The sequence below is a fragment of the Arthrobacter sp. Soil_C_60 genome, assembly GCF_057656375.1.
The window spans coordinates 396,314-419,731 of record NZ_JBDGKM010000003.1; the positions used below are offsets into that span (position 1 = coordinate 396,314).

The 23,418-nt window shown below is 64.3% G+C and carries 22 protein-coding genes; 11 read left to right on the forward strand and 11 right to left on the reverse strand.

What is annotated here, in order from left to right:
* Positions 1-10: 10 nt before the first annotated feature.
* Together AC3A4M_RS08655 and AC3A4M_RS08660 are read left to right on the forward strand one after the other, a co-directional pair.
* Complete coding sequence (locus tag AC3A4M_RS08655; RefSeq protein WP_498735579.1) at positions 11-967, forward strand: transketolase family protein; 957 nt, start codon at positions 11-13, stop codon at positions 965-967.
* A 95-nt stretch (positions 968-1,062) separates the two neighbouring features.
* On the forward strand, positions 1,063-1,722 hold the full coding sequence (locus tag AC3A4M_RS08660; protein ID WP_498735263.1) for a GntR family transcriptional regulator: 660 nt from the start codon (positions 1,063-1,065) through the stop codon (positions 1,720-1,722).
* 105 nt (positions 1,723-1,827) lie between these two features.
* Here the strand turns inward: AC3A4M_RS08660 and AC3A4M_RS08665 are convergent, their stop codons facing one another.
* The gene (locus AC3A4M_RS08665; protein WP_498735265.1) at positions 1,828-3,729 is read right to left on the reverse strand and encodes an FAD-binding monooxygenase; all 1,902 of its coding nucleotides are present in this window, start codon (positions 3,727-3,729) and stop codon (positions 1,828-1,830) included.
* A gap of 297 nt (positions 3,730-4,026) precedes the next feature.
* On the opposite strand from AC3A4M_RS08665, the gene AC3A4M_RS08670 reads away from it, so the two are divergent.
* A complete protein-coding gene (locus AC3A4M_RS08670) occupies positions 4,027-5,946 on the forward strand; it encodes an FAD-binding monooxygenase (protein WP_498735266.1) in 1,920 nt (639 codons plus the stop codon).
* A gap of 66 nt (positions 5,947-6,012) precedes the next feature.
* On the opposite strand, the gene AC3A4M_RS08675 is transcribed toward AC3A4M_RS08670, so the two are convergent.
* The gene (locus AC3A4M_RS08675) at positions 6,013-6,591 is read right to left on the reverse strand and encodes a dihydrofolate reductase family protein (protein WP_498735268.1); all 579 of its coding nucleotides are present in this window, start codon (positions 6,589-6,591) and stop codon (positions 6,013-6,015) included.
* Positions 6,592-6,722: 131 nt separating this feature from the next.
* A complete protein-coding gene (locus AC3A4M_RS08680) occupies positions 6,723-7,478 on the reverse strand; it encodes a DUF429 domain-containing protein (protein ID WP_498735270.1) in 756 nt (251 codons plus the stop codon).
* Positions 7,479-7,558: 80 nt separating this feature from the next.
* On the opposite strand from AC3A4M_RS08680, the gene AC3A4M_RS08685 reads away from it, so the two are divergent.
* Both AC3A4M_RS08685 and AC3A4M_RS08690 read left to right on the forward strand, forming a co-directional pair.
* Complete coding sequence (locus AC3A4M_RS08685; protein ID WP_498735272.1) at positions 7,559-8,206, forward strand: DNA alkylation repair protein; 648 nt, start codon at positions 7,559-7,561, stop codon at positions 8,204-8,206.
* A gap of 164 nt (positions 8,207-8,370) precedes the next feature.
* Complete coding sequence (locus AC3A4M_RS08690) at positions 8,371-9,534, forward strand: cytochrome P450 (RefSeq protein ID WP_498735274.1); 1,164 nt, start codon at positions 8,371-8,373, stop codon at positions 9,532-9,534.
* Positions 9,535-9,618: 84 nt separating this feature from the next.
* Here the strand turns inward: AC3A4M_RS08690 and AC3A4M_RS08695 are convergent, their stop codons facing one another.
* Positions 9,619-10,398 (reverse strand): VOC family protein, encoded by a 780-nt coding sequence (locus tag AC3A4M_RS08695; RefSeq protein ID WP_498735275.1) that lies wholly within the window; start codon positions 10,396-10,398, stop codon positions 9,619-9,621.
* A gap of 392 nt (positions 10,399-10,790) precedes the next feature.
* On the opposite strand from AC3A4M_RS08695, the gene AC3A4M_RS08700 reads away from it, so the two are divergent.
* Positions 10,791-12,149, forward strand: a complete 1,359-nt coding sequence (locus AC3A4M_RS08700; protein WP_498735276.1) for an MFS transporter — start codon at positions 10,791-10,793, stop codon at positions 12,147-12,149.
* A gap of 58 nt (positions 12,150-12,207) precedes the next feature.
* Here the strand turns inward: AC3A4M_RS08700 and AC3A4M_RS08705 are convergent, their stop codons facing one another.
* Together AC3A4M_RS08705 and AC3A4M_RS08710 are read right to left on the reverse strand one after the other, a co-directional pair.
* Positions 12,208-12,801: a TMEM175 family protein gene (locus tag AC3A4M_RS08705; protein WP_498735277.1), complete on the reverse strand. Its 594-nt coding sequence runs from the start codon at positions 12,799-12,801 to the stop codon at positions 12,208-12,210.
* A gap of 156 nt (positions 12,802-12,957) precedes the next feature.
* A complete protein-coding gene (locus tag AC3A4M_RS08710; RefSeq protein ID WP_498735279.1) occupies positions 12,958-14,199 on the reverse strand; it encodes a M14 family zinc carboxypeptidase in 1,242 nt (413 codons plus the stop codon).
* Positions 14,200-14,369: 170 nt separating this feature from the next.
* Here AC3A4M_RS08710 and AC3A4M_RS08715 point away from each other — a divergent pair, with 170 nt between their 5' ends.
* The gene (locus AC3A4M_RS08715) at positions 14,370-14,567 is read left to right on the forward strand and encodes a hypothetical protein (protein ID WP_498735281.1); all 198 of its coding nucleotides are present in this window, start codon (positions 14,370-14,372) and stop codon (positions 14,565-14,567) included.
* Between the two features lie 75 nt (positions 14,568-14,642).
* On the opposite strand, the gene AC3A4M_RS08720 is transcribed toward AC3A4M_RS08715, so the two are convergent.
* On the reverse strand, positions 14,643-15,434 hold the full coding sequence (locus AC3A4M_RS08720; protein WP_498735283.1) for an IclR family transcriptional regulator: 792 nt from the start codon (positions 15,432-15,434) through the stop codon (positions 14,643-14,645).
* Between the two features lie 145 nt (positions 15,435-15,579).
* Here AC3A4M_RS08720 and AC3A4M_RS08725 point away from each other — a divergent pair, with 145 nt between their 5' ends.
* Positions 15,580-16,896: a YjiH family protein gene (locus AC3A4M_RS08725; RefSeq protein ID WP_498735285.1), complete on the forward strand. Its 1,317-nt coding sequence runs from the start codon at positions 15,580-15,582 to the stop codon at positions 16,894-16,896.
* Positions 16,897-16,931: 35 nt separating this feature from the next.
* Complete coding sequence (locus tag AC3A4M_RS08730) at positions 16,932-17,648, forward strand: SOS response-associated peptidase (protein WP_074699935.1); 717 nt, start codon at positions 16,932-16,934, stop codon at positions 17,646-17,648.
* Here AC3A4M_RS08730 and AC3A4M_RS08735 read toward each other — a convergent pair.
* Positions 17,645-18,232 (reverse strand): helix-turn-helix domain-containing protein, encoded by a 588-nt coding sequence (locus AC3A4M_RS08735; RefSeq protein WP_498735286.1) that lies wholly within the window; start codon positions 18,230-18,232, stop codon positions 17,645-17,647. The genes AC3A4M_RS08730 and AC3A4M_RS08735 overlap by 4 nt on opposite strands.
* Positions 18,233-18,351: 119 nt before the next feature.
* Between AC3A4M_RS08735 and AC3A4M_RS08740 the strand changes: the two genes are divergently transcribed.
* Positions 18,352-19,341 (forward strand): NAD(P)/FAD-dependent oxidoreductase, encoded by a 990-nt coding sequence (locus AC3A4M_RS08740; RefSeq protein ID WP_498735288.1) that lies wholly within the window; start codon positions 18,352-18,354, stop codon positions 19,339-19,341.
* 15 nt (positions 19,342-19,356) lie between these two features.
* Here AC3A4M_RS08740 and AC3A4M_RS08745 read toward each other — a convergent pair whose 3' ends face one another.
* Genes AC3A4M_RS08745 through AC3A4M_RS08755 form a run of 3 tightly spaced genes read right to left on the reverse strand, consistent with a single transcriptional unit; the run spans position 19,357 to position 22,478 of the window.
* Positions 19,357-20,163: a carbon-nitrogen hydrolase family protein gene (locus AC3A4M_RS08745; RefSeq protein ID WP_498735290.1), complete on the reverse strand. Its 807-nt coding sequence runs from the start codon at positions 20,161-20,163 to the stop codon at positions 19,357-19,359.
* Positions 20,164-20,199: 36 nt separating this feature from the next.
* Complete coding sequence (locus AC3A4M_RS08750) at positions 20,200-21,558, reverse strand: APC family permease (RefSeq protein WP_498735292.1); 1,359 nt, start codon at positions 21,556-21,558, stop codon at positions 20,200-20,202.
* Positions 21,555-22,478 (reverse strand): carbon-nitrogen hydrolase family protein, encoded by a 924-nt coding sequence (locus AC3A4M_RS08755; protein WP_498735294.1) that lies wholly within the window; start codon positions 22,476-22,478, stop codon positions 21,555-21,557. The genes AC3A4M_RS08750 and AC3A4M_RS08755 overlap by 4 nt, the downstream gene beginning before the upstream one ends.
* A 65-nt stretch (positions 22,479-22,543) precedes the next feature.
* Here AC3A4M_RS08755 and AC3A4M_RS08760 point away from each other — a divergent pair, with 65 nt between their 5' ends.
* On the forward strand, positions 22,544-23,299 hold the full coding sequence (locus tag AC3A4M_RS08760; RefSeq protein WP_498735296.1) for a FadR/GntR family transcriptional regulator: 756 nt from the start codon (positions 22,544-22,546) through the stop codon (positions 23,297-23,299).
* Positions 23,300-23,418: the final 119 nt, after the last annotated feature.

Here is a 23,418-nt window from a genome sequence, read left to right on the forward strand (position 1 = left end):
GACCTCGGCGATGATCGCCTCCTTCGCCGATCCCGGCCAGAAGACCGCGCCCGCCCCGTTCGGCCACGCGCTGGTGAAGGCGGCACAGGAGAACGACAAGATCGTCGGTCTGACCGCGGATCTAGGCAAGTACACGGACATGTACATCTTTGCCCAGGCCTACCCGGAACGGTTCTTCCAGATGGGCATGGCCGAGCAGCTGCTCTTCGGCGCCGCCGCCGGCATGGCCCAGACCGGGCTGGTCCCGTTCGCGTCCACTTACTCGGTCTTCGCCGCGCGCAGGGCCTACGACTTCCTCTGTCTGGATGCGGCCGAACCGAACCTGAACGTGAACATCGTGGGCGGCCTGCCCGGGCTGACTACCGGCTACGGCCCGTCGCACCAGGCCACCGAGGACATGGCGATTTTCCGCGGCATGCCCAATCTGACCATCGTGGACCCGTGCGACTCCGTGGACATCGAGCAGGCCGTACCGCAGTTGGCCGCCAGCGAGGGCCCCACCTATCTGCGCCTGCTGCGCGGCAACGTGCCCACCGTACTTGATGAGTACGGCTACACCTTCGAACTGGGCAAGGCCAAGGTCCTGCGCGGCGGCGCCGACGTCGTTTTTGTTTCCAGCGGGCTGATGACCATGCGAGCGCTGCAGGCCGCGAAGGACCTGGCCGCGCACAACGTGGACGTTGCCGTGGTGCATACGCCGACCATCAAACCGTTCGACGCCGAAACGGTTCTGGCCGAGGTCAATACCGACCGGCTGGTGGTGACACTGGAGAACCACACCGTCATCGGCGGACTGTTCGAAACCGTTGCGGCCGAGGTGGTGAAGGCCGGACTGGGCAAGCGGATTGTCCCCGTTGCGCTGCCGGACGAGTTCCTGCACGCCGGCGCCCTGCCCACCCTGCACGAGCGTTACGGACTCTCCGTGGACCGCATCATTGCCACGGTGCTGGCCGAACTTGAGGTGTGATGAGTGCGGTAAGCCCCGGGACGGCCGTAAGATCGACTGTTAACAGAACAACTGTCAACAGTCGTTCCCGGCCGCACCTGAGGAAGTTGAACACCATGGCTGCAGAATCGATGTCGCTGCTCGGGCTGGAAAAAACCAGCCTCCGGCAGCAGGCCCTGGCCGCACTGCGCCGTGCCATCACCACCGGCGAGCTGGCTCCGGGCACCCATCTGGTGGAGACCGAGTTGTCGGAGACGCTGCAGATCAGCCGCGGCACCCTCCGCGAGGCGATGCGCGAGCTGCAGCAGGAAGGCCTGATCTCCGCCGGGGCGCGCGGGCGGCTCTCGGTCCGCCACCTCGACGCTAAAGAGATCCGCGACATCTTCTCGGTCCGCGCCGCGCTTGAGTCCCTCGCCGCCCGCGAGCTCTGTGCGCTGGAGGACCGCGCCAACGTCATCAAGGAACTCCGTGCCGCGGTCGATGGAATGGCGGCGGCTGCCGAAGACGGGCTGGAAGGGCGGATTGAAGCGGACCTGAACTTCCACCGGACCATGTGCCGGCTCACGGGCAACGAAACGCTTTTGCACTCTTGGCGCTCTCTGGAGGGGAACATCCGCATGTCCATCATGTTCGCCGGCCTGGAACGCGCCGTACGGAACATGGACGTCAAACGGCACAGCGACATCGTCGACGCCCTCGAAACCGGGGACGCTGTGAAGGCCACCGAGACGATCGGCGCGCATATGGAAGGCGCAGCCAGCGTCCTGGTTGGCTAGTCCCGCCAGAACTCTTTCCAACGCGCGACGCCGGCCGTTCAGTTCCGTACTTACGGAGCCGAACGGCCGGCGTCTTTTTTGCGCTGCGCCTGAAGGCGCCCTGGCCTAGGCCTTCTTGAGCTGGCGGGCCCGCAGGAGCGGGGCGAAGAACTCGGCCAGCTCTGCAGTCGCCGTCAGCGGCAGGATGTTGGCCACGTACTGGTCCGGGCGGACCACCACGACGACGCCGCCGCGGTCGAGGCCGCGCGCTTCGAAGATGTCCTCGTCCTTGGCAACGCCGAAGACCTTCTCGAGGTTGGTCAGCTGGAACGGTCCGACCTGGGGCTTGAACACGTCAGGCACCGCATTGATATCGACGTTTTCGTGCTTCTGCTGGTAGATGACCTTCACGTCGAACCACGCGTCGAGGTCCGCGCCCTCCGGGGTGGCCGCGAGCGGCGAGTCCGGGGCGTTCTTCAGCCACTCGGCGAAGTCGGCGACCGGCGAGGCAGCGCCGGCCTGCGCCTGGTCGGCGAAGACGTAGATGCGCCAGCGGCCATCGGCGGTAGCCAGGTGTCCGAGGTGGAGCGGGTTGGTGTCGCAGACGCGCGAGACCTTGGCGGACTTGAAGCGCTTGCCGACGGGGAACCCGGTGGCGAGGTCCTGGTGGACCCGCTCGCCGGTGAGGATCGAGGGTGCGTACTCGGTCATGAAGCCTGCGGGGAACTCGGCGGTGCGGACGTAGAAGTCCTCAAGCTCGGAGGGGGAACTGAACTCCTCGGGCTTCTTCGCCATCAACGTCGACCATTCCTTGTCGAAGTCGATGAGGTTCTTCGCCACAACCTGGCGCTCGGCCGAGTAGGTGGACAGCAGGCTCTCCGGAGCGCGGCCTTCCAGCACATGCCCGAGCTTCCACGCGAGGTTGAAGCCGTCCTGCATGGACACATTCATGCCTTGGCCGGCCTTGGCACTGTGGGTGTGGCAGGCGTCGCCGGTGATGAAGACGCGCGGGGTGCGGGTGCCGAGGTCCTCAAGGTGCACGTCGTCGAACCTGTCGGTGAGGCGGTGGCCGACTTCGTAAACGCTGTGCCAGGCGACGTTCTTCACGTCGAGCGTGTAGGGAGTCAGGATCTCGTTGGCCTTCGCAATGATCTGCTCGATGGAGGTCTTGCGGACCGCGCCCTTGTCATTCTCGGGCACGACGCCGAGATCAACGTACATGCGGAAGAGGTAGCCGCCTTCGCGCGGGATCAGCAGGATGGAACCGCCGTCATGCGACTGGATGGCGCACTTGGTGCGGATGTCCGGGAAATCCGTGTTCGCCAGGACGTCCATGACGCCCCAGGCGTGGTTGGCCGCGTCACCGGCGAGGGTGCAGCCGATGGAGGCGCGGACCTTGCTGCGGGCGCCGTCGCAGCCGACAACGTACTTGGCGTGCACGACGCGCTGCTGGCCTTCATCCGATCCGGCGCTGCGTACCAGGGTGACCTTAACGGGGTAGTCGCCCTCGTCGGTGACCTCCAGGGAGCTGAACTCCCAGCCGAAGTCGGGCTTCAGGCGTGCCGGGGAGTTGTGGGCAAACTCGGCGAAGTAGTCCAGCACGCGGGCCTGGTTGACGATCAGGTGCCGGAATTCGCTGACGCCATGCTCGTCGTCGAGGGCGCGGCCGCCGCGGACGATGTGCTTGGGGTTCTCCGTGTCCGGGCGCCAGAAGTTCATCTCCGTGAGCCAGTAAGCCTCGGCGGTGATTTCCTCGGCGAAGCCGAAGGCCTGGAAAGTCTCGACGCTGCGGGCCTGGATACCGTCCGCCTGGCCGAGCTCCAGCCGTCCGCCGCGCCGTTCGACCAGGCGCGTGTTGATGTTAGGGAACTGGGCGAGCTGGGCGGCAGTGAGCATGCCTGCCGGCCCGGAACCCACGATGAGGACGTCGACCTCGTCGGGGAGTTCGGCGGGGCGATCGATGCCGACGCCGGCAGCCGGCTGGACTTTCGGGTCACCTGAAACGTAACCGTGGTGGTGGAACTGCACGGGCTTTCCTCACTTCGTTGTGCCGTTGTCGGCCTGGTTTGTGTTCGATAATAGAACGTAGCGCTCGATAATCGAATAGCTTTCGGTGTAAATACTCTAAGGCAAACATGACGCAGGTAACAACTACTGTTTCGTCGTAAGGGGGAACGTGGGGTATGTTCGCAGCTCGCCTGGCTCGGCGAGTACGCCTGGGGAGGCAGCCGCGGCATTCTGCAGGGCAGAAATTGCTGGGCCAGGCAATGGTGCACGTCTTACGTTCAAGGGCAGGCAATACCCTTACGACGACGCAGGAGCACCATGCAGTTTTACCTAGACGGCTACCGTCCCGGCGACCCCGAATTCCGGCCAGCGGCCCCAGACAACGAAGGCCGCAACGGCCAACTGCCGGAGGAAGTGGACGTTCTGGTCGTGGGAACCGGCCCGGCCGGAGCCGTGCTGGCCGCCCAGCTGTCGGAGTTCCCGGGTGTCAAGACACTGGTGGTTGAGCGCCGCGGCGGTCCGCTCGAGCTCGGGCAGGCCGACGGCGTTGCCTGCCGGACGGTGGAAATGTTCAACGCGTTCGGCCTGGCCGAGAAGCTGGTCCGCGAGGCGTACTGGGTCAACGAAACGGTGTTCTGGCGGCCCGGCGAGCAGGACCGGAACCGGATTGTCCGCAGCGGCCGGGTGCAGGATGTGGCCGACGGGCTCTCCGAGTACCCGCACGTCATCGTCAACCAGACCCGCATGCAGGACTACCTGCTCGAGCACATGGCCAAGTCGCCCAGCCGGCTGGAACCGCACTACGGCCTGGAGGTGACCGACGTCGTCGTTAGTCCTGACGGTGAGTACCCGGTGCAAGCGACGATGCTTCGGACTAACAACGACGGCGGGACCCAGGAGGTCACGGTCCGCGCCAAGTACGTGGTTGGCTGCGACGGCGCACGCAGTGCCGTGCGGAAGTCGATCGGCGTGGAGCTCAAGGGCGATGCTCGGAACCACGCGTGGGGCGTGATGGACGTCCTCGCCGTCACGGACTTCCCGGATGTCCGGTTCAAGGCCGCCATCCAGTCCGCCAGCGGCGGCAACATCCTGCTGATCCCGCGCGAGGGCGGCTACCTGGTCCGGCTGTATGTGGACCTGGGCGACCTGGAGCCGGGGGACCGCGAGGCCCGCAAGCGCTTCACCCAGGAAAAAATCATTGAGACCGCGCAGAACGTCCTGCACCCTTACACCCTGGAGGTGAAGGACACCGCGTGGTGGTCCGTGTACGAGGTGGGCCAGCGGATCGCCGACCGGTTCGACGACGTGCTGCCGGAGGAGCGCGGCACACGCAGCCCGCGCGTCTTCATCGCCGGGGATGCCTGCCACACACACAGCGCCAAGGCCGGCCAGGGCATGAACGTGTCCATGCAGGACGGCTTCAACCTGGGCTGGAAGCTTGCCGCGGTTCTCGAGGGGCGCAGCCCGGAGTCGCTGCTGGACACCTACACCGAGGAGCGCCAGGCCGTGGCGCAGGAACTCATCGACTTCGACCTGCTATGGTCCTCGGCCATGGGTGCCAAGCCGAAGGACCCGGACAATCCCGCCGACGAAGGGATGGACCCGGCCGAGGTGCAGCGGATCTTCACGGAGGGCGGCCGCTTCACAGCCGGCTTCGCCACCGACTACCAACCGTCCATAATCACCGGCGAGGACTCCTACGAGTACCTGGCCAAGGGCTTCCCGATCGGCGAGCGGTTCCACTCGGCCCCCGTCATCCGACTCGCCGATGCCAAACCGCTGGGGCTGGGACACGTGGCGCAGGCCGATGGCCGCTGGCGGATTTACGCCTTCGCGGACTCCGCCGCTCCGCAGCATCCGGATTCCCGCTTCGCCGGGCTGTTCAAGTTCCTCGCCGAGTCGGAGGACTCACCGGTCCGCCGCTTCACACCTGAGGGAGCGGACCCCGATGCCGTGTTCGACATCCGCGCCGTCTTCCAGCAGGGCCACCGGGAGCTCGACGTCAGCGTGGTGCCCGGGTTGCTGCTGCCGAAGAAGGGTCCGTTCGGGCTGACCGACTACGAAAAGGTCTTTACCCCGGACCTGAAGTCCGGCGAGGACATCTTCGAACTGCGCGGCATCGACCGCCAGCAGGGGGCCGTGGTGGTGGTCCGTCCTGACCAGTACGTCGCGCATGTCCTGCCGCTGGACGCGCATCAGGAACTGGCGTCCTTCTTCGCTGGAGTCATGCGCGGATAACGTAGCGGACGGGCCTGCTGCTTTGGACTGGTGGCGGATAAGTGGAACGAGGCTACACGGACGGACTCAGACATGCAGGGCGGGCCGGTAGATGAGCTCCTGGATGTTGCCGTCGAGCGTCCTGGTCTCGATCAGTTCGAGGTCGAAGTCGGCCGCACCTTGGAAGATTGGCTCCAGTCCGGTCCGACCGGTGATCACAGGGAAGAGCGTCACCTGGACACGGTCGACCAAGCCGGCGGCCATCAGCGCCCGGTTCATCGACAAGCTGCCGTGGGAGCGCAACGCCACCTTGGACTCTTCCTTGAGCCGGGCGACGACGTCGACGGCGTCACCGCTCACGACGGAGGCGTTCGGCCAGTCGAGGGGCTCCTCCAGTGTCGTCGACACCACGGTTGCCGGCAGGCTCCTCATCCGTGTGACCCAGGGGTCGCGCACCTCGGACTCCTCGGTGCTCGAGGCCAGCATCCGCGCGAACGCCCGGTACGTGTTGGCTCCGAAGACCATCCGTTGCTCCGCGTCATACACGGCGAGGCGGTGGTCGAGCAGCTCCGGGCCCTGCTTGCCCCAGTAACCGGTCCAGTTGCCGCTGGCGGCGCCGAAGCCATCGAGGCTGGAAAAGACGTCGAAGGTGTAGCTAGCGGTCATGATGTTCTCCTCGAGTCGGTTGCTTCTTATTGTGGTCCAAAATTGTGCTCAGGACAGGTTCCACGTAGGCGAGCGAACGACGACGGCGAGGGCCCACTCTGGTGAGCGCTCGCCGTCGTACTGCCCTGCCTTCAGCGGGCCAGCAGATCGCCGAGCGGGCCGTTGGGAAGATGGATCCATCCTTCCTGGCGGGCTGCTTCGAGGTGTTCGTCGCCCGGTTGAAGCGTTGCTCCAATGAGTGTGGCGCGGGTTGTCAGCGATGCGATGAGGGAGTCCAGCAGGTCATCCGACGCAACCAACGCATCCCGATGCGGTCCGAGATCCAGCCAGGGCGCACCTTCTTCCAGCTGTTTTAGAATGAGGTTGCGAATCTCCGATTCGGACACTCCCTTGCCCTTGTACTTCCGCGCTTCGACGTGCCACAGCTTGAGCGAAGCCGCGGGGTAAACCTCCATGAGCCGGCCCGATCCATCAAGAGGTTGGTATCCATGTTCCTTGGCAATCTTGGCCTGGATAACGGCGCAGCGCATGGCTGGATGGGCCAGTCGATCGGCCGAAACACTCAGAGGAATCAAACCGGTGATACTCGTGACGAAGCGGTCGCAGTGCCGATAAGCAAGGAGGCGCCGGCCAGCAATGCCATCGTGCTGGAGCACGGCACCCGCGTCACGGTTCAGGTGGCCGCTGAGAAAAGGCAGCAACGCTTGCGGCCAGCCGACCGGGCAGTCAATGCCGGTGGCATCGGCATCGGTGAAGAGGTCGACGATATCCTCGTCGGCGACGTCGAGCTGCAGATGGGTCAGCCGTGCAGCATCCGGTACCCAGTCGAGGACGGCCGCAGCGGTTTTCTTCGGATCAGCGGCAAGATCGATACCGAGGGTCTTCATGCGCCTACTCTATTGGTGGCCGGTTGAAGCAGCGCTGGCCGGGCAAATGATGGATCCACCACCAGGGGAAGGGCGCTTGAGTGAGTGACGCCGCTGAATTCGTGGATGCCGCTCTCCAGCGTGAGTCGTCCTGGGAACGGGCCGAGTCCTGGGAAGCGCAGCTGGGAAACAGTCTGAGTTACTACGGAGCATCGGTCGGGGCGGTGCGCGGGACCATTCGCGACGCCGGACGGCGTTACCCCAAGCTGTCGCACAACGGCATCACCGCGCTGAGCTCCGAGCTGTGGGCGGTGCCTGTGTTTGAGCGCCGCCTTGCCGCCGTCGTTCTGCTGCAATCCAACCTCCGCCTGCTGGACAATTCCGACCTGACGCGGTTGGAGGGCTTTGTGCGCTCGGCGCGACTGCGAGCCCTGGTCGATCCGCTTGCCGCGGACGTCATCGGCCCCATGATCGAGGGGCTGGACGCACCGCTACGTGTCCGCGCGGATGCGGTGTTGGACCGTTGGGCGGAGGACGACGACGTGTGGCTGCGTCGCGCCGTCGTGCTCTCGCCGTTGCGGGCTCTCCGGAAAGGAGGAGGGGACTGGGACAGATTCGCCCGGCGCGCCAAGATCCTGCTCGAGCAGTCCCGGAATGCCGGTGCGGAGGGCGAAGTCGTTCGCGAAGCGGTAGCCCTGGTGCTCGCCGAGGTGGCGAAAACCAGGCCGGAGCTGCAGCTGCCGCCGTAAGGCCCCGGGACGGGTCCTCCAGATATGGCCGTGGCAGATCCTTGATGGAACCGAAGCGGCAGCGGGTATAAGATCAGGCCTCATCGGGCCGAAAGGCCGGTCCGTCCTGGCGCTTCGGCCGGGAACAGGCCGAAAGTTTGCCGGGCTGAGCAGGAAGGCCAGCCATGGAGCACGTTCGGGCCCTCGAGCAGTCGATGAATCCCTACCCCCACTACGAAGCGATGCGGGAAACCGCGCCGGTTTTCCACGATGAGCAAACCGGCATCTGGCACGTTTTCAAGTACGACGACGTCCACCGCGTCCTGTCCGAGCACACCACGTTTTCCTCCCAGATGCCGCCTGGCGAGCAGTCGGAGACCGGCCAGTTGTTCGCGGCCAGCCTGATCAACACCGATCCGCCGCGGCACCGGCAGCTGCGCTCGCTGGTCAGCCAGGCATTCACGCCAAGGGCAGTTGAGGCGCTGGGCCCCCGCATCACGGGCATCACTGAGGAACTGCTGGACCGGTTCGCCTCGGCGGGAACGGCAGACCTAGTCAAGGAGCTCGCCTACCCGCTGCCGGTGATCGTGATCGCGGAACTGATGGGCATACCGCCCGAAGACCGCGACCGTTTCAAACTCTGGTCCGATTCCATCGTCAGCCAAACCACGGCCGGCGACGGTGAAGCCGATCACGCGCTCTTCGGGGAAATGATCGAATATTTCCTGAGCATGATCGAACAACGACGGCGAACCCCGGGACACGACCTGATCAGCGCTTTGCTGGCGGCCGAGATCGACGGGCAGCAGCTGACCGTTCCCGAACTGCTGGGCTTCTGCGCGCTGCTCCTCGTGGCCGGCAACGAAACGACTACCAATCTGATCGGCAACGCAGTGCTGACCTTCACCGAGCATCCCGGCACGGTCGAGCGCCTGCTGGCCGAGCCGGAACTGCTGCCGCATGCGATCGAGGAGGTTCTGCGCTACCGTTCCCCGGTCCAGGCCATGTACCGGACAGCTGCCGCCGACACCATGCTGGGGGACCAGCCCATTCCGGCCGGCTCCGTGCTCATCGCCTGGATCGGTTCGGCCAACCGCGACCCGTTGCAGTTCGAACGGGCTGAAAAGTACGACGTCGATCGCCCGCCATTCCACCACCTCGCCTTCGGCCAAGGCGTCCACTTTTGCCTCGGGGCGCCGCTGGCCCGGCTGGAGGCCAGGATCGCGCTGCAGGCTGTGCTCTCCCGCCTACCCGGACTCACAGTCGTGCCGGAGCCGCCGCTGGAACGGGTGGACAGCACGATCATCTACGGCCCCAAGCAACTCCCGGTCTCCTGGCAGCTGGCGTGAGTACAGGGTGAGCCAAGAGCACAAGCCGGGCACCGCCGTCGTTGTTTGACGGAAAACGGTGCCCGGCTGCTTGGGTTTTGAGCGCTACTGCTGCGGCAGTTCCTGGACGATGAGGAACATGGCGCCCGTCGGGTCGGTCAAGGTGGCGACGCGGCCGAAGGGGGTGTCTTCTGCCGGCTGCACGACCTGGCCGCCGAGCGAGGTTGTCTTCTCGATCGCGGCGTCGGCGTTTTCGACGGCGAAGTAGATGCGCCAGTGGGCGGGGATGCTTTCGGGCAGGAACGAGCTGACGTCCATGATGCCGGCCTTGGCGTTCTCGCCCGCGCCGAGGGTGGTGTATTTGAACTCATCGGTGTCACTCATGACATCCGTGTCCCAGCCGAAGACGTCCTGATAGAACTTCACCGTGGAGGGGTAGTCTCGCGTGAAGATTTCGTGCCACGCCGGCGAACCGGGTTCGGCTGCGAGCTGGAAGCCGGTGTGGCCGCCGAATTCCCAAACGCCGACGGCGGCCCCTCCGGCGTCGCCGATCATCGCCATTTTGCCCTGCTCGGGAACCTCCATCGGCGGCATGAAGATCTGGCCGCCGCTGCTGGCCGCGGCCTGGGTGGTGGCGTCGATGTCGTCCACGCGCAGGTAGGTAGTCCAGACATCCGGGTAGCCGGACTGGCCGTCGTTCTTCATCAGGCCGGCGACGGATTGGCCGTTCTTGAAGGCCATGATGTAGCCGCCGTACTTCTCCTCATCGCCGGTCTCGTAGGTCCAGCCGAACAGTTCGGTGTAGAAGTTCTTGGCCTTTTCCGGGTCCGAGGTCATCAGATCGATCCAGCACGGTGCTCCGGAGGTGATGTCGGGCTTGGGCATAGCGGTTCTCCTATCGGTGGTGTGGAGATGGCAACAGGTGGAGTCTATGCGGGACGGCGGAGGGCGGCAATGGTATCTAAGCTCCATTGGCTTGGGAAAGCGCACGGACTACGCTTTGAGGCATACGTCACATCGATTTCGGAGTGCGTCATGCCATCATCAGACAAACCCGCTCTGTCCCGACGGGCGATGCTCGGCGGGCTTGCAGCCGCGAGAACGGCTTCAGCGGCAAGCTGGTCATCGGGTCGGACCCGGACGAGATAGGGCTCTGACCTGCTTTTACCGGAAGACGACACAGAGGCCATGTTGTGGGCCATCAACCATCTAATAGGCGCATTCCGCGCCACCACCGCCGTGTACAACCGTCACGGCAGGCAGAGTTTTCCAGCGCGATGCATGTTTCCCGGAGTGCATCTGAGGTAGCTGCGGAGCCGGACGACCCGGCATTCTGGGATACCAGGCGCCGCTCCCGCCGCGGCTGGACGATCACCGTGTTCCTCCTGGTCCTGATGATGATCAGCTGGGCGGACAAAGCCATCCTCGGCATAGTCGCGGTTCCCTTGATGCGTGACCTGGACATCAGCCCCGAGACCTTTGGCCTGCTGGGCAGCGCGGTCTTCATCCTCTTTGGAGTGGCGCAGCTGGCAGCGGCGCCCATCGCCAACCGTGTCAGTTCCAAATGGATCCTGCTGGCCCTCTGCCTGGTCTGGTCCATCGCACAGGTGCCTATCTTTGTCTTCGCCTCGCTTCCGGCTCTGTGGTTCAGCCGCATCCTGCTCGGCGCCGGAGAAGGACCGCTGGCGCCGATCACCATGCACGCCGTTTACAAATGGTTCCCCAGCGCCAAAGGCGCCACCCCGGCTGCCGTCGCCGCTTCAGGCGTAACACTCGGCATCGTGATCTTCGCGCCGGTGCTGGCTTGGATCACGGCGGACTTCGGTTGGATGTCGACCTTCATTTTCCTGGCACTGATTGGTGTGGCCTGGGCAGCTTCCTGGGTCTTCGTTGGTAAGGATGGCCCCTACACGTCAATCCGTGCCGAGCACAGTATCGAGGGCACCATGCCTGACCAAGCCGCAGAACAAGCACTGCATGCGGCGGACCGGAAGGTGTCCTACTGGCGCTCGATCGCGACCCTCAGCTGGCTGCTTGCCGTTCTCGCAGCGTTCCTCGCCTACTGGACTTTTACAGTGGCAATGACGTGGCTGCCGGCCTATTTCGAGAACGTCATGGGCATGAGTACCCAGCAGGCGGGTTCCCTAATTGCGTTGCCGGCCGTGTGGGGGACAGCAGCAACTGTCGGCTTGAGCTGGCTCGCCGGGCGCCTGGCCGCCCGGGGTTTGCGATCCCGCTACTCGCGGGGACTCGTGCTCGGTTCAACGGCACTGTTCTCCGGTGCCATGATCCTCGCCGGAACCAATACGGAAGAGCCTGCTCTGGCGATCGTGTGCTTCACGTTCGGCTTCGGCACGGCTCCATCCATCTTCGCACTGACATACCTGGTGGTCGCCGAAACCACCACCATCAGCCAGCGGGGTGCCATGCTGCAGTACAGCAACGCGATCCTGACCAGCGCAGGGCTGCTCGCGCCCGCAGGGGTAGGCGTGCTGATCGGATCGGCCTCCAGCGCCGCCGTCGGTTATGAAAACGCATTCGTTCTGACGGGCGCGATGATGTTCGGCATCGGGCTGTTGTCCGTACTTTTCATCAACCAGCAGCGCGACCGCAAGCGGCTGGGACTAGACGTCTAGACTCCTGTCCGCCCAATGGCAGGCAACCCTTCAACAATCACTGAGATCGTCTCCACCGTCAGCCCTTGGGGCTGTTTTGGTGGGCCAGGAAGCGCTCCACCCGCCGGTCGGGGATCAGCCACAACGCGGCAACAACGGTATAGGCAGCGATGCTGATCAGCGGCTGCACAAACGCAGCACCCATGCCCAGGATGTAGATGACCGGGGAGATCTTCCCCTTCCAATCCCGGCCCAGCGCCTGTGCCAGCGCGCCGTCTTTGCCCTGGTTCCGGACCAGACAGTTTTCGAGGATGTCGTACGCGATGGCAGCCAGGAGAAGATTCGCTCCGTAGACCAGGACCGGGACGTTGACGAAGCCCGTTAGGTCCATCCAGTGCGTGGTGAATGGAAACAGCGAAAGCCAGAAGAGCAGGTGCAGGTTGGCCCAGAGAATCGTGCCGTTGATCTTCCCTGCCAGGTGAAGCATGTGGTGGTGGTTGTTCCAGTAGATTCCCAGGTAGACAAAGCTCAGCAGGTAGCTGAAGAAGGCAGGGGCCTGCTCGAACAACGCCTGCCAGGTGGGCTCCTCCGGGACATGGAGTTCCAGCACCATGATGGTGATGATGATCGCGAGGACTCCGTCGCTGAAGGCTTCCAGCCGGTTCTTGTTCATGATCGGACTTTCATGCACGAAATCATTGTTGATCCGGGCCCGGATGGGAAGACCTGGGGGACGGGCCCAGCGCATGTTCTGCGCGGCGAATTGGCAGGAGCCACCATCCGGATAGACGATGGCTCCTGCGCCGCGAGTTCCGCGTCCGGCGTATACTCAGTCCCCGGACTGGTCCCAGCCGTAGTCGGGGTAGGCGAAGAAGTCGTCGCCGTCGAGCGAATCAACTTCCCCAGTGGCCATCGAATCCACCAGCGACTCCAGCCCTGTCTGGACGGTCTGGACCAGCATGCCCTTCATCTTCTGGCCGAAGTCATCGGACTGGCCCCGCACTTCAAAAAGCACGGTGGCCGAGCCGTTCAGCGCAAAGGCGGAGCGGCCCTGCCCTGCATACTCCCGCTCCTCCGGATGGAAATAACGTCCGACGGCGGCAAGCGGGGACTGCGAGCCGTAGCTGTCCTTGATTCCATCGGCTACTGCCAGCGCGTACCGGCGGGACTTGACCTGGTCGAGTAGCGGCCAGTCCTCTTGATAGGCGGCGCCGTCGTTGACGCCCAGCGGCGGGTAGTCCAGGGCGACGGAGATGTGCTTGCCGTCCTGTTCGCCTCCCGTCTGCTGGTCGCACGGTCCCATGTGGTGCAGATCGACGACGGCGTCCACCTCGCCGAATTCTTGTTGCAGGTCTACGTAGACATCCCTGATGGTGCGGGATTCCGGCGCGAGGAAGAATCCGGCGTCCTCCTGCAGCCCTGGTAGATCTCCGGGCTGCGGCACGTAGTCCAGGTCTGCGTTGAAATCGCGGTTCAGGTCGAAGCCGGGCAGGTTGATCCCGCCGTTGCCCGGACGGTGGTACCAGGCCGGCTGCGACCCTTCGAGTTGCGGGTACAGACTCTCGACGTCGTCCCAGGACATGACATTCGTGCGGCGGTTGAGTTCGCCGCCGTCGGGATTCACCATCGGCATCGCGACCAACGTGACGCCTTCGAGTGCACGCCGGGTTTCCGCATCACTGCTGGAGCCCAGCTTCTGGAGGATCCCGAGGAGGGCCTCGGTGCCGGTCCGTTCGTTGCCGTGGATGGCGCTTTGGACGAGCAGCACGCGGTCACCCGTTCCGACCCTGGCTGTGTAGAGGTCACGGCCGAGCGCGGATTGGCCCACGACTTCGACTTCTACACGGCCACTGCTGTTCTTCTCAATGCGCTCGAGCCGCGGACCGAGCTCCTCATACGTGGTCCAGCCGCTGAACTGAGGATCATCGGACGTCTTGCAGATACCCGCGCCTGGCGCGCTGGACTCTCCCGGAGCGGCTCCAGCCGGGACAGCGGTAACCATGGTGCACAGCATCGTCGCTGCACCAATGGCGCCGAGTAATCTGCGGGGACTTCTGGCGAAATTGCTCACTAGTTTCTCCTCGTGCGAGTGATTGGGACAAACCAAGCGTTGCCAGAGCCTGCTCCAGGGTCAAGGGTTACTCGTTGAATCGGCTCGAAAATCAGTGAAGTTGTTCCGTGCTGTTCCATTTGCCACCGCCCGGTCCAATCCCGAACCGCCAGCGGCTGCGAATACATTGCATGAGCACAACACCAGTTGTCGGTATTCGGATGGAAGAGTCGGCGGTGGTAGCGTCTGCCCGCCGTGCCGCCGCGGGGTCGCTTTCAGAACTTGAGCACGCGTGGAGAAATCCGCAACCGGACGCCGTCGTCGCTGCGGCACGCAGGCATCTGGCTGCTGCCGAGAACTGGGCAGATGCGCGCCGGGAAGGCGCCTGAGCCGAATCGGCACGAGAGCGATGCTGCCGATCCGGAAACCATTCTCCAGGGGACCCATTGCAGGGCAGGGCGCTTCTAGGGCTCCCAGCCCAACCGGCGGCTTAGTTCCCGCGTGGCGCGGTCCAAGGCGGCCAGAATTACGTCTTGGGCGGGAACGTCACCTGAGCCGGGAGGCAAGTCGGCCGGTTGTGTGCTGTAGGAATGGGTGACGGCAATGGAGGCGACAATGCGGCCGGTGCGGTCGCGGACGGGTTTGGCAATAGATGCCAGGCCTTCGGTGACTTCCCCGAATTCACGGGCGAATCCCTGCCTTCTCGTGGAAGCCAGCTGCTGCAGAAATTCCGCGTGCGTCGTCGGGCCCTTCCCTGTCCTGAGGATAAAGGCGTAGTCAGGCGGGAAGAGTGCCTTGAGCTGCTCATGTTCAAGGCCCGCGAGAATGACCCGGCCGGACGCAGTGAGGTGCGCCGGTAGCCGGACGTTCTTGGCCGTCACCAGTGCGGGCCGGAATGGCGAAGTTTCCTCGTGGATGTAGAGCGTTTCGTGTCCGTGCAGGACGGCCAGATGCGCCGTTTCCCCGAGCCGGTGCACGAGCCGTTCCAGCACCGGACGCCCGAATCTCGCCAACGGGACCTGGATGCCGAAGGCCTGGCCGATCTCAAGGGCGGCGATGCCCAACGCGTAGGCCTGCAGTTCCGGAAGATGTGTCACGAACCCCAGCGACTGCATTCCCCGCAGCAGCCGGAAGGTTGAAGACCTCGGAGCATCAATCGCATCCGCTATGCGCACCGCGGAGACCGGGTTGGCCTGGGTGGCCAGAAAGCTCAAGATCCGCAGCGCCCGCAGGGAACTGGCCGGGTCCTCTGGCATGGCGCTCCCCTCGAATGTAATCAGGATCTCATATATGAGACTGCTTCTGCCGGTATTCCATTGTCCCCGCAACCGGCCAAAGGGTCCCATGGATCTAACAGAAAACGAGTCGCATGATCCCGCGGCCCAGCGTTAGGAGTCCACCATGGCCATCACGTCGACGGCCCCGCAGACCAAACAGCGCCAGATGTGGAAGCTGTTTGTGTACAGCGGCATCGGCGCATTCATGTTCTTCGTTCCGCTCACCATCGGCGGCAAGAACACGATCATGCTCGACCATATCGTCAGCTTCCTTCAAGCCACCATCGGGCCGGCGCTGCCGTACTACGCGCTGGCGGTCATCGTCGCGGGTGCGGTGTACCCCTTCGTCACGGGGACCTGGAAAAAATCCGTCGTCGAGACGGTGTTCTCGTGCTTCAAAGTCGCTGGCATGGTCGTCGGCTTCATGATGGTCTTCAAGGTTGGTCCGGCCTGGCTGTTCGAGAAGGACATGGGCCCGTTCCTGTTCGACAAACTGGTGATCCCGGTCAGCCTGCTGGTTCCCATCGGAGCCGTCTTCCTTGCGCTGCTGGTCAGCTACGGGCTGCTGGAGTTCGTAGGGGTCATGGTCCAGCGGGTCATGCGGCCGATCTGGAAGACGCCGGGCCGTTCCGCGATTGATGCCGTGGCTTCCTTCGTCGGGAGCTACTCGCTCGGCCTGCTGATTACCAACCGGGTCTACAAGGAAGGCAAGTACACGGCCCGGGAGGCCGCCATCATCGCCACCGGCTTCTCCACGGTCTCGGCGACATTTATGGTCGTCGTCGCCAAGACGCTGGACCTGATGGGCCAGTGGAACACGTACTTCTGGGTCACCTTCCTCGTCACGTTCCTGGTCACGGCCATCACCGTCCGGATCTGGCCGTTGAACGCGGTGCCGGACACCTACCACCCGGACGCGAAGCCGCAGCCGGAGGAGGAAGTCAGCGGCAGCCGCCTGTCCTTCGCCTGGCGCGAAGCGCAGGAAACGGTGGCCGCGGCACCCTCGCTGGGCGCGAACATCTGGATCAACGTCCGCGATGGCGTGCTCATGACCATGGCCATCCTGCCCTCGATTCTCTCGATCGGCCTGCTGGGGCTGGTGCTTGCCACCTACACACCCGTCTTTGACTGGCTCGGCTACGTGTTTTACCCCTTCACCTGGGCGCTGCAGATTCCGGAACCGATGCTCGTGGCCAAGGCCAGCGCCGTCGGCATTGCCGAGATGTTCCTGCCGGCCTTGATCGTGGCGAAGTCCGCCGTCGTGGCGAAGTTCGTCATCGGGGTGGTTTCCGTTTCCGGCATCATCTTCTTCTCGGCCCTGGTGCCCTGCATCATGGCCACGGACATCCCGATTCCGCTGTGGAAGCTGGTGGTCATCTGGTTCCAGCGGGTCGTGCTGACACTGATCCTGGTTACGCCGATTGCGTTTCTCCTGTTCTGATGTGAGCAGGCGCCCGGCTGCGGCACAATGGACGCATGTGCGGACGCTACGTAATGGCCAAAGCCACGGCCGATCTGGTTGCCTCCTTCCGGACCGATGAGACGGTGGGGGACGATGTGCCGCCGTCGTGGAACGTCGCGCCGACCGACGGGGTGCGGATCGTGACCGAGCGGCTGAATCACGACGGCGAGTTGTCCCGGCGGCTCGCCACGGCGAAATGGGGTCTGGTCCCGGCGTGGGCCAAGGACCCGAAATCCGGCGCCAAGCTGATCAACGCGCGGATGGAGACGGTCACCGAGAAGCCGTCGTTCCGCAAGGCCGCCGTCAAGCGGCGGGCGTTGGTTCCGGCCGCCGGCTACTACGAATGGGAGAAGAAGGACGACGGCGGGAAAATCCCCACGTATCTGTTCTCCGAGTCGGAGCCGCTGATCGCGTTCGCCGGGCTGTACGAATGGTGGCCCGACCCGGCCCTGCCCGAGGACCATCCGGAAAAGTGGCTGATGTCCTGCACCATCATCACCACTGCTGCCGCGGACGCCCTCGGGCACATCCATGACCGGACGCCGCTGATTGTGCCGCGGGACCTGCAGGAAGACTGGCTGAACCCGCAGCTGACTGACAAGGCGGACGTGCAGGGACTGCTCGAGTCGATACCGGAACCGCATCTGGTCCCGCGCCGCGTCAGCAGCAAGGTCAACAGCGTCCGCAACAACGGGCCCGACCTCATCGAGGAAGATCCCGACGCCGGTTAAGTAGCGCGCTTGGGGCGGGCCCGAAGATGAGCACGTTCTCCCTGCGGCCCGAAGAGCGCGAGAAATTCGACTGGCTCTGTATCCGCGTTGCCCATCCAATGGGGGAGCCGGGTATCAAACTCCGCGGCCTCGCCGGGCACCAGCACCAGTTCCTTGTCGCCCAGCACCAGGCGCAGCCGCCCGCTCAAGATGTAGAGCCACTCGTAGCCCTCGTGCGACCGCGGATCGGGCTCGGCCGGACGGGTGACGGCGGGCAGGACGTACTTGTAAGCCTGCAGCCCGCCCGGCCGCTGGGTGAGGGGCAGGATGGTGGCACCGTGGTGCTTGATGGGGCGAAGGTGGACCCGCGGATCGCCGGTTGGCGGGGCCCCGACCAGCTCGTCGATCGGCACCGCGTAGGTCTGCGCCAGCGGCAGCAGCAGCTCCAGCGTGGGCCGCCGCTGCCCGGACTCGAGCCGGGACAGCGTGCTGACGGAGATGCCTGTTGCCGCGGACAGCTCAGACAGCGTGGTCTCCCTTTCCTGCCGCAGGGACTTCAGCCGGGGGCCAACGGCGTCGAGCATCGAACCCAAATTTTTCGTCATGCACTCCATTTTGCCATTCCAGCAAACTTACTTGCCACTTTCTGCCCCGAGGACGAAGACTTAAGGGACCGCCGCATCTCAAGGATCGGCGGGACGGTTTGAACATGGAGGACAAAGACATGACTGAAACAACGGCAACTGTGCCGGCCAAGGAGCTGTACGACGTCGTTATTGTGGGTGGTGGTGCCGCGGGGCTGGGCGCCGCGCTGACCCTGGCGCGGGCACGCCGCTCGCTGCTGATCATCGATTCGGGCGAGGCGCGGAACGCCCCGGCCGGCCATGTGCACAACTACCTTGGCCGCGAGGGCACGCCGCCGGGCGAGCTGTACGCCATCGGCCGCGAAGAAGTTCTCGGCTACGGCGCGGAGATTGTCTCGGGAACCGTGACCACCGCACACAAGGAGAACGACGGCGGATTCCGGGTCGGGATCGACGGCGGGCGTTCCGTGCGGAGCCGGCGCCTGCTGGTGACAACCGGTTTGGTTGATGGTCTGCCTGCCATCGAGGGTCTGGCGGATCGGTGGGGACGCGACGTGCTGCACTGCCCGTACTGCCACGGCTGGGAAGTCCGCGACCAGGCCATCGGCGTCATCGCTGTGAACATCGGGCTGGCCATGCACCAAGCGCTGCTGTGGCGCCAGTGGACCGATGACGTGACACTGTTCCTGCACGCTGCCGAGGCGCCTTCGCCCGAGCAAGCCGAGCAGTTAGAAGCACGCGGCATCACAGTGGTTACCGGCGAGGTCGCCGCGGTGGAGACGGAGTCGGACGTGCTGTCAGGTGTCCGACTGGCAAGCGGGGAAGTCTTCGCCCGGCAGGCGGTTGCGGTCGCGACCCGGATGGATGCGCGGGCGGGCTTCCTTGACGATCTGGGACTGGAAGTGGCAGAGCAGAACTTCGGCGATTTCGTCATGGGAACCTTTGTCCCGTCCGAACCGACAGGGGCTACATCGGTACCGGGCGTCTACGTTGCCGGCAACGTCACCAACCTTGCGGCCCAGGTGATTGTGGCCGCGGCCGCCGGCGTCAACACGGGTGCCATGATCAATGCCGACCTGATGCTCGAAGACACGCGGCTGGCGGTGGAAGCCCGGGCGGTGTCTGTCTAGTTTGTGCGATGCCGATTATCCCGAGTGGCTTTCGTACTTTGACAGAAGGCGCCGTTGACGGGACACGGGGAATTCGTTCCGGACGCTCGTGACAGCATCCAGCGGCATATCCGCGACGACGAGGGCAGGATCCAGCCCGAGCTCCTCGATGACGGCACCCATGGGATCCAGCAGGAGGCTGTGCCCAATGGAGACGGGCGGTGCCTGGCAGGCTCCGGCCAGGTAGACGCCGTTCTCTATTGCGCGGGCGGCAGCGAGTGAGAGCCATTGGTTGGTCTTATGCCGGCCGGGAACCCAGGCGGCGCAGGCGAGCAGGACTTCAGCGCCGGCGTCGGACAATGATCTGGCCAATTCAGGGAACCGCAGGTCGTAGCAGGTCATCAGGCCGAACCGGACGCCGTCGAAATCGAAAAACGTCGGCTCCGCTAAGGGCGCCGGCTTGATGTACGTGGACTCGGCATAGCCCTGCGCATCGAAGAGATGGATCTTCCGGTACGCGGCCAGCCGTCCGCCGTCCGGTCCGAAGGCCACCAGCGTGTTGTAGGCGCGGCCGCTCTCGTCGCTGGTTTCGACGACACCGGCGACGAGAACGATGCCATGAGCCCAGGCAACGCGCGACAATTCGGAGCAGATCGGCCCGTCCAGCGGTTCGGCTACCTCCGGGAAGGAAGCATCCAGCACCTTCTTCTCGTACGTCGCGTACTCCGGCAGAACCAGGACCCGGGCCCCGGCGTCAGCAGCCTGCCGGGCAAAACCTGCGATGGCAGCGAGGTTTGCATTGATGTCCGTCCCTGAGGCCAGCTGTCCTAGAGCGATGTGCACGGTCCGCGTTCCTTCCGTCATTATGCAAGTGGCAGGCTAGGCGGCGACTTCTTCGGTCGCCTTCATCTCCGGCGGCGCCTTGCGGAAGCCGCGGGTGATAATGGCCAGGACGATGACGCCGACCGCCAGCCAGGACAGACCCAGCGTAATGGCGTTGCTGTCCAGCCGGGAGAGCAGGTAGGCGCAGACAATAGCGCCGATGGCGGGAATCACCACGTAGCTGAGCGGGTTCAGAGTGTTCCCGGCGCGACGTTGCCTGACAAAGTGGAAGACCACCGAAAGGTTGACCAGGGTAAATGCCGTGAAGGCGCCGAAGTTGATGAACGACGTCGAGGTTGCAACATCGAGGAAGATCGCGATGAGGCCCACCGTGCCGGTAATAATCAGGTTAATCACCGGCGTGTGGAAGCGCGGATTGAGCCGCCCGAACACGACCTTGGGGAGCACCGAATCCCGACCCATGGCGTAGAGCAGCCGCGAGGCGCTGGCCTGTGCCGCCAGCCCGGAGGCGAACTGGGCAACCACCAAGCCGGCGAGGAAGACGGCGCCGAAGAGCTGGCCGCCGATCTGCACCGCGATCTCGCTGGCCGCGGAGGCGGAGTCTTCGAAAACACCGCCAGGGTGGACCAGTTGGGTGAAGTACGAGACGACGATGAAAATGCCGCCACCGATCAGCGCGATCAGCATAATGGCGCGGGGCATGTTCTTCCGCGGCTCAACGGTCTCCTCGGTCAGAGTGGTGACCGCGTCGAAGCCGAGGAAGGAATAGGCGGCGATCGCTGCGCCGGCCGTGATCGCACCGAAGCCAGAATCAGGATTAATGAACGGCTCCGGACTGACGAGGGCACCGGCACCGGAATTGCCGACCACATGCCCGATTGACAGCGCCACGAAAAAGACGATGACCAGCAGCTGGAACGCCATCAGCAGGTAGTTCGCTTTGTCCGCCACCTTGATCCCGAGGACGTTCAACGCCGTCGTAATCAGAATGAACCCGACGATCCACAACGCAAACGGCACGCCGGGGAACTGGGCAGACAGGTACGCCCCGCCGATCAACCAGATCACCATCGGCAGAAACAGGTAGTCCAGCAGGATGGCCCAGCCGACCAGGAAGCCCGCGCGTGAATCGATCGACTTGCGGACGTAGGTATAGGCCGAACCCGCCACGGGGTAGGTGATAGCCATGCGGCCGTAGCTGTGTGCGGTGAAGAGCATGGCGATCAGGGCCACGAGGTAGGCCGACGGTGATGCGCCGCCTGTGGCCTCGGCGATGACGCCGAAAATGCCCAGCACGATCAGTGGCGTGAGGTAGGCCAAGCCGAAGAGCACCAGCGAGGGTAGCTTGAGCGTGCGGGTCAGTGTGGTCGATGGCGTTGAGGTTGGAGCGCTCATGATTTGTTCCTCAGTGCGGGGGATTGCGGAGTCCAGGTGGCTGGATCGATGCGGCCTTGATAGACAGGGAAGTCGATGGCTGGCTCGCCGGAGTTGAACTGCGACCACATCCGGTTGACGCCCTCGGTGCCGTGCGTCCTGACGCGGTCGACGGCGGCCAAGTCCAGGTCCGCTGCCAGCAGGGTCGGATCCGCGTCGGCCGCCTCGGCGATTGCGTTGCCTTCCGGGTCAACAATCAGACTGCGCCCTTGGCCGGTGGGTCCAGCGCAGTTGACGCTCACCACAAATACCTGGTTCACAATGGCGTTGGCACGCGCGAGGACTACTTCCTGCTTGCGGTCCGGCGAAGTGGTCTTCACAACGTTCAGAATCACTTCTGCCCCCATCCAGGCCAACTGGCGGGTGGTCTCCGGGAACCAGGCGTCGTAGCAGATGTTCAGGCCTACCCGTGTAGTGCCGCCCAGGTCGACGACGGCGAACCGGTCTCCCGGATCGTAGGGCTCGTGGGGACGCCACGGAAAGATCTTGCGGTAGTAGCCGGCCAGCTCGCCCTCGGGTGAGAGGACCAGTTGGGTGTTGAACAGCTGGCCTTGGGGGCCGCGCTCGCACACGCTGCCCGGGACGAGCCAGATGCCGAGGTCCCCGGCCACCTGCTTGAGTTCGGAAACCCGCGGCCCGTCCAACGGCTCGGCACTATTCTGCAAGGCCTCGGTGCGCTGCAGGTCGGGGTCGCCGTCGCCAAACAGGTGCAGTTCGGGGAAGACCACAAGCTTTGCGGACGGATGATGCGCGAGGGCTTTGCTGGCTTCCTCGGCGAAAGCGGAGATCGGTTCGCCGATGAGGCGGGGCGGTGCCTGCGCGGCGACCAGGGGGAGGATGCGTTGCATGGTGCGGGCTTCCTGTCGGTTGTTGTGACTCATGACATAATAGATCAAGTTGAACCAATAAAGGAAGTGGTGCAGGTGCAGCTCGTAAGGTGGTGTCTATGAGCGCCACAGTTGACTTGCTTGCGTCCCCCATCGAGGAGGGCCCGCTGGCCGGTATTGATCGCAGGAGTGCAATCGATGCAGTCAGGCTGCGCATCGGTATGGCGATCCTGCTTGGGTTGCTCAAGCCCGGGGAGCGGTTGCCGGACCAGAAGGATGTAGCGCTCGGCCTCTCGGTCAGCCCGATCACGGCCCGCCGTGCACTGACTTCCTTGGCCGAACAGGGCATTGTGGTGCGGCGCCGAGGGCGGGGTGGCGGCACCTTTGTGGCTGATGAACCTCCACGCGAAATTCTGCAGGAGATCGCCGCGGCACCTACTGAACTCGCGGCCATTCACAAGCTGGTGGACAAGAGGCTGCTCTTCGAATGCTCGATTTCCCACTTCGCCGCTCTCAATGCGAGTCCCCGGCAGTTGGATGAGCTGGAGAGGTTGACCGCTACGATGGCCGCGGCAACAGGATGGTCTGAGTACCACCAGGCCGACGACGAGTTCCACCGCCTGGTTGCGAGTGCATCCGGGCTGGGCAGCGCCGTTGACGAGTACAACCACGCGCTGGCAGAGCTGTACGCCTACTTTTTGCCTTATCCCATCGAGCATCTACACGCTTCGAACCGCGACCATATCCGCCTTGTCGAAGCATTGCGGGGGAGGGACGTTTGCTCCGCCGTCGAAGTTTCGCGGAAGCATGTTGGCATCCTGCATCGGACCATGTTCATGGGCCTGCTGGAGGAGCGGCACCAGACCACTACCTAACGTTCCTACAACAGCTGGATTGTTCAATAGCTGGCAGTCGATTCGACAAGGCGATGGTGCACAAAAGTGAGGCCGGAAGCTTTTGGCCAACAGAATGTCGGCGCTGGTAGACAAGGGGC

Bases quoted from the DNA above. Each gene is read 5' to 3' on its own strand.
- AC3A4M_RS08655 (WP_498735579.1), top strand. From the start codon at position 11: ATGATCGCCTCCTTCGCCGATCCCGGCCAGAAGACCGCGCCCGCCCCG.
- AC3A4M_RS08660 (WP_498735263.1), top strand. From the start codon at position 1,063: ATGGCTGCAGAATCGATGTCGCTGCTCGGGCTGGAAAAAACCAGCCTC.
- AC3A4M_RS08670 (WP_498735266.1), top strand. From the start codon at position 4,027: ATGCAGTTTTACCTAGACGGCTACCGTCCCGGCGACCCCGAATTCCGG.
- AC3A4M_RS08675 (WP_498735268.1), bottom strand. From the start codon at position 6,591: ATGACCGCTAGCTACACCTTCGACGTCTTTTCCAGCCTCGATGGCTTC.
- AC3A4M_RS08680 (WP_498735270.1), bottom strand. From the start codon at position 7,478: ATGAAGACCCTCGGTATCGATCTTGCCGCTGATCCGAAGAAAACCGCT.
- AC3A4M_RS08690 (WP_498735274.1), top strand. From the start codon at position 8,371: ATGGAGCACGTTCGGGCCCTCGAGCAGTCGATGAATCCCTACCCCCAC.
- AC3A4M_RS08695 (WP_498735275.1), bottom strand. From the start codon at position 10,398: ATGCCCAAGCCCGACATCACCTCCGGAGCACCGTGCTGGATCGATCTG.
- AC3A4M_RS08700 (WP_498735276.1), top strand. From the start codon at position 10,791: ATGCATGTTTCCCGGAGTGCATCTGAGGTAGCTGCGGAGCCGGACGAC.
- AC3A4M_RS08705 (WP_498735277.1), bottom strand. From the start codon at position 12,801: ATGAACAAGAACCGGCTGGAAGCCTTCAGCGACGGAGTCCTCGCGATC.
- AC3A4M_RS08715 (WP_498735281.1), top strand. From the start codon at position 14,370: ATGAGCACAACACCAGTTGTCGGTATTCGGATGGAAGAGTCGGCGGTG.
- AC3A4M_RS08720 (WP_498735283.1), bottom strand. From the start codon at position 15,434: ATGCCAGAGGACCCGGCCAGTTCCCTGCGGGCGCTGCGGATCTTGAGC.
- AC3A4M_RS08725 (WP_498735285.1), top strand. From the start codon at position 15,580: ATGGCCATCACGTCGACGGCCCCGCAGACCAAACAGCGCCAGATGTGG.
- AC3A4M_RS08730 (WP_074699935.1), top strand. From the start codon at position 16,932: ATGTGCGGACGCTACGTAATGGCCAAAGCCACGGCCGATCTGGTTGCC.
- AC3A4M_RS08735 (WP_498735286.1), bottom strand. From the start codon at position 18,232: ATGACGAAAAATTTGGGTTCGATGCTCGACGCCGTTGGCCCCCGGCTG.
- AC3A4M_RS08740 (WP_498735288.1), top strand. From the start codon at position 18,352: ATGACTGAAACAACGGCAACTGTGCCGGCCAAGGAGCTGTACGACGTC.
- AC3A4M_RS08750 (WP_498735292.1), bottom strand. From the start codon at position 21,558: ATGAGCGCTCCAACCTCAACGCCATCGACCACACTGACCCGCACGCTC.
- AC3A4M_RS08755 (WP_498735294.1), bottom strand. From the start codon at position 22,478: ATGAGTCACAACAACCGACAGGAAGCCCGCACCATGCAACGCATCCTC.
- AC3A4M_RS08760 (WP_498735296.1), top strand. From the start codon at position 22,544: ATGAGCGCCACAGTTGACTTGCTTGCGTCCCCCATCGAGGAGGGCCCG.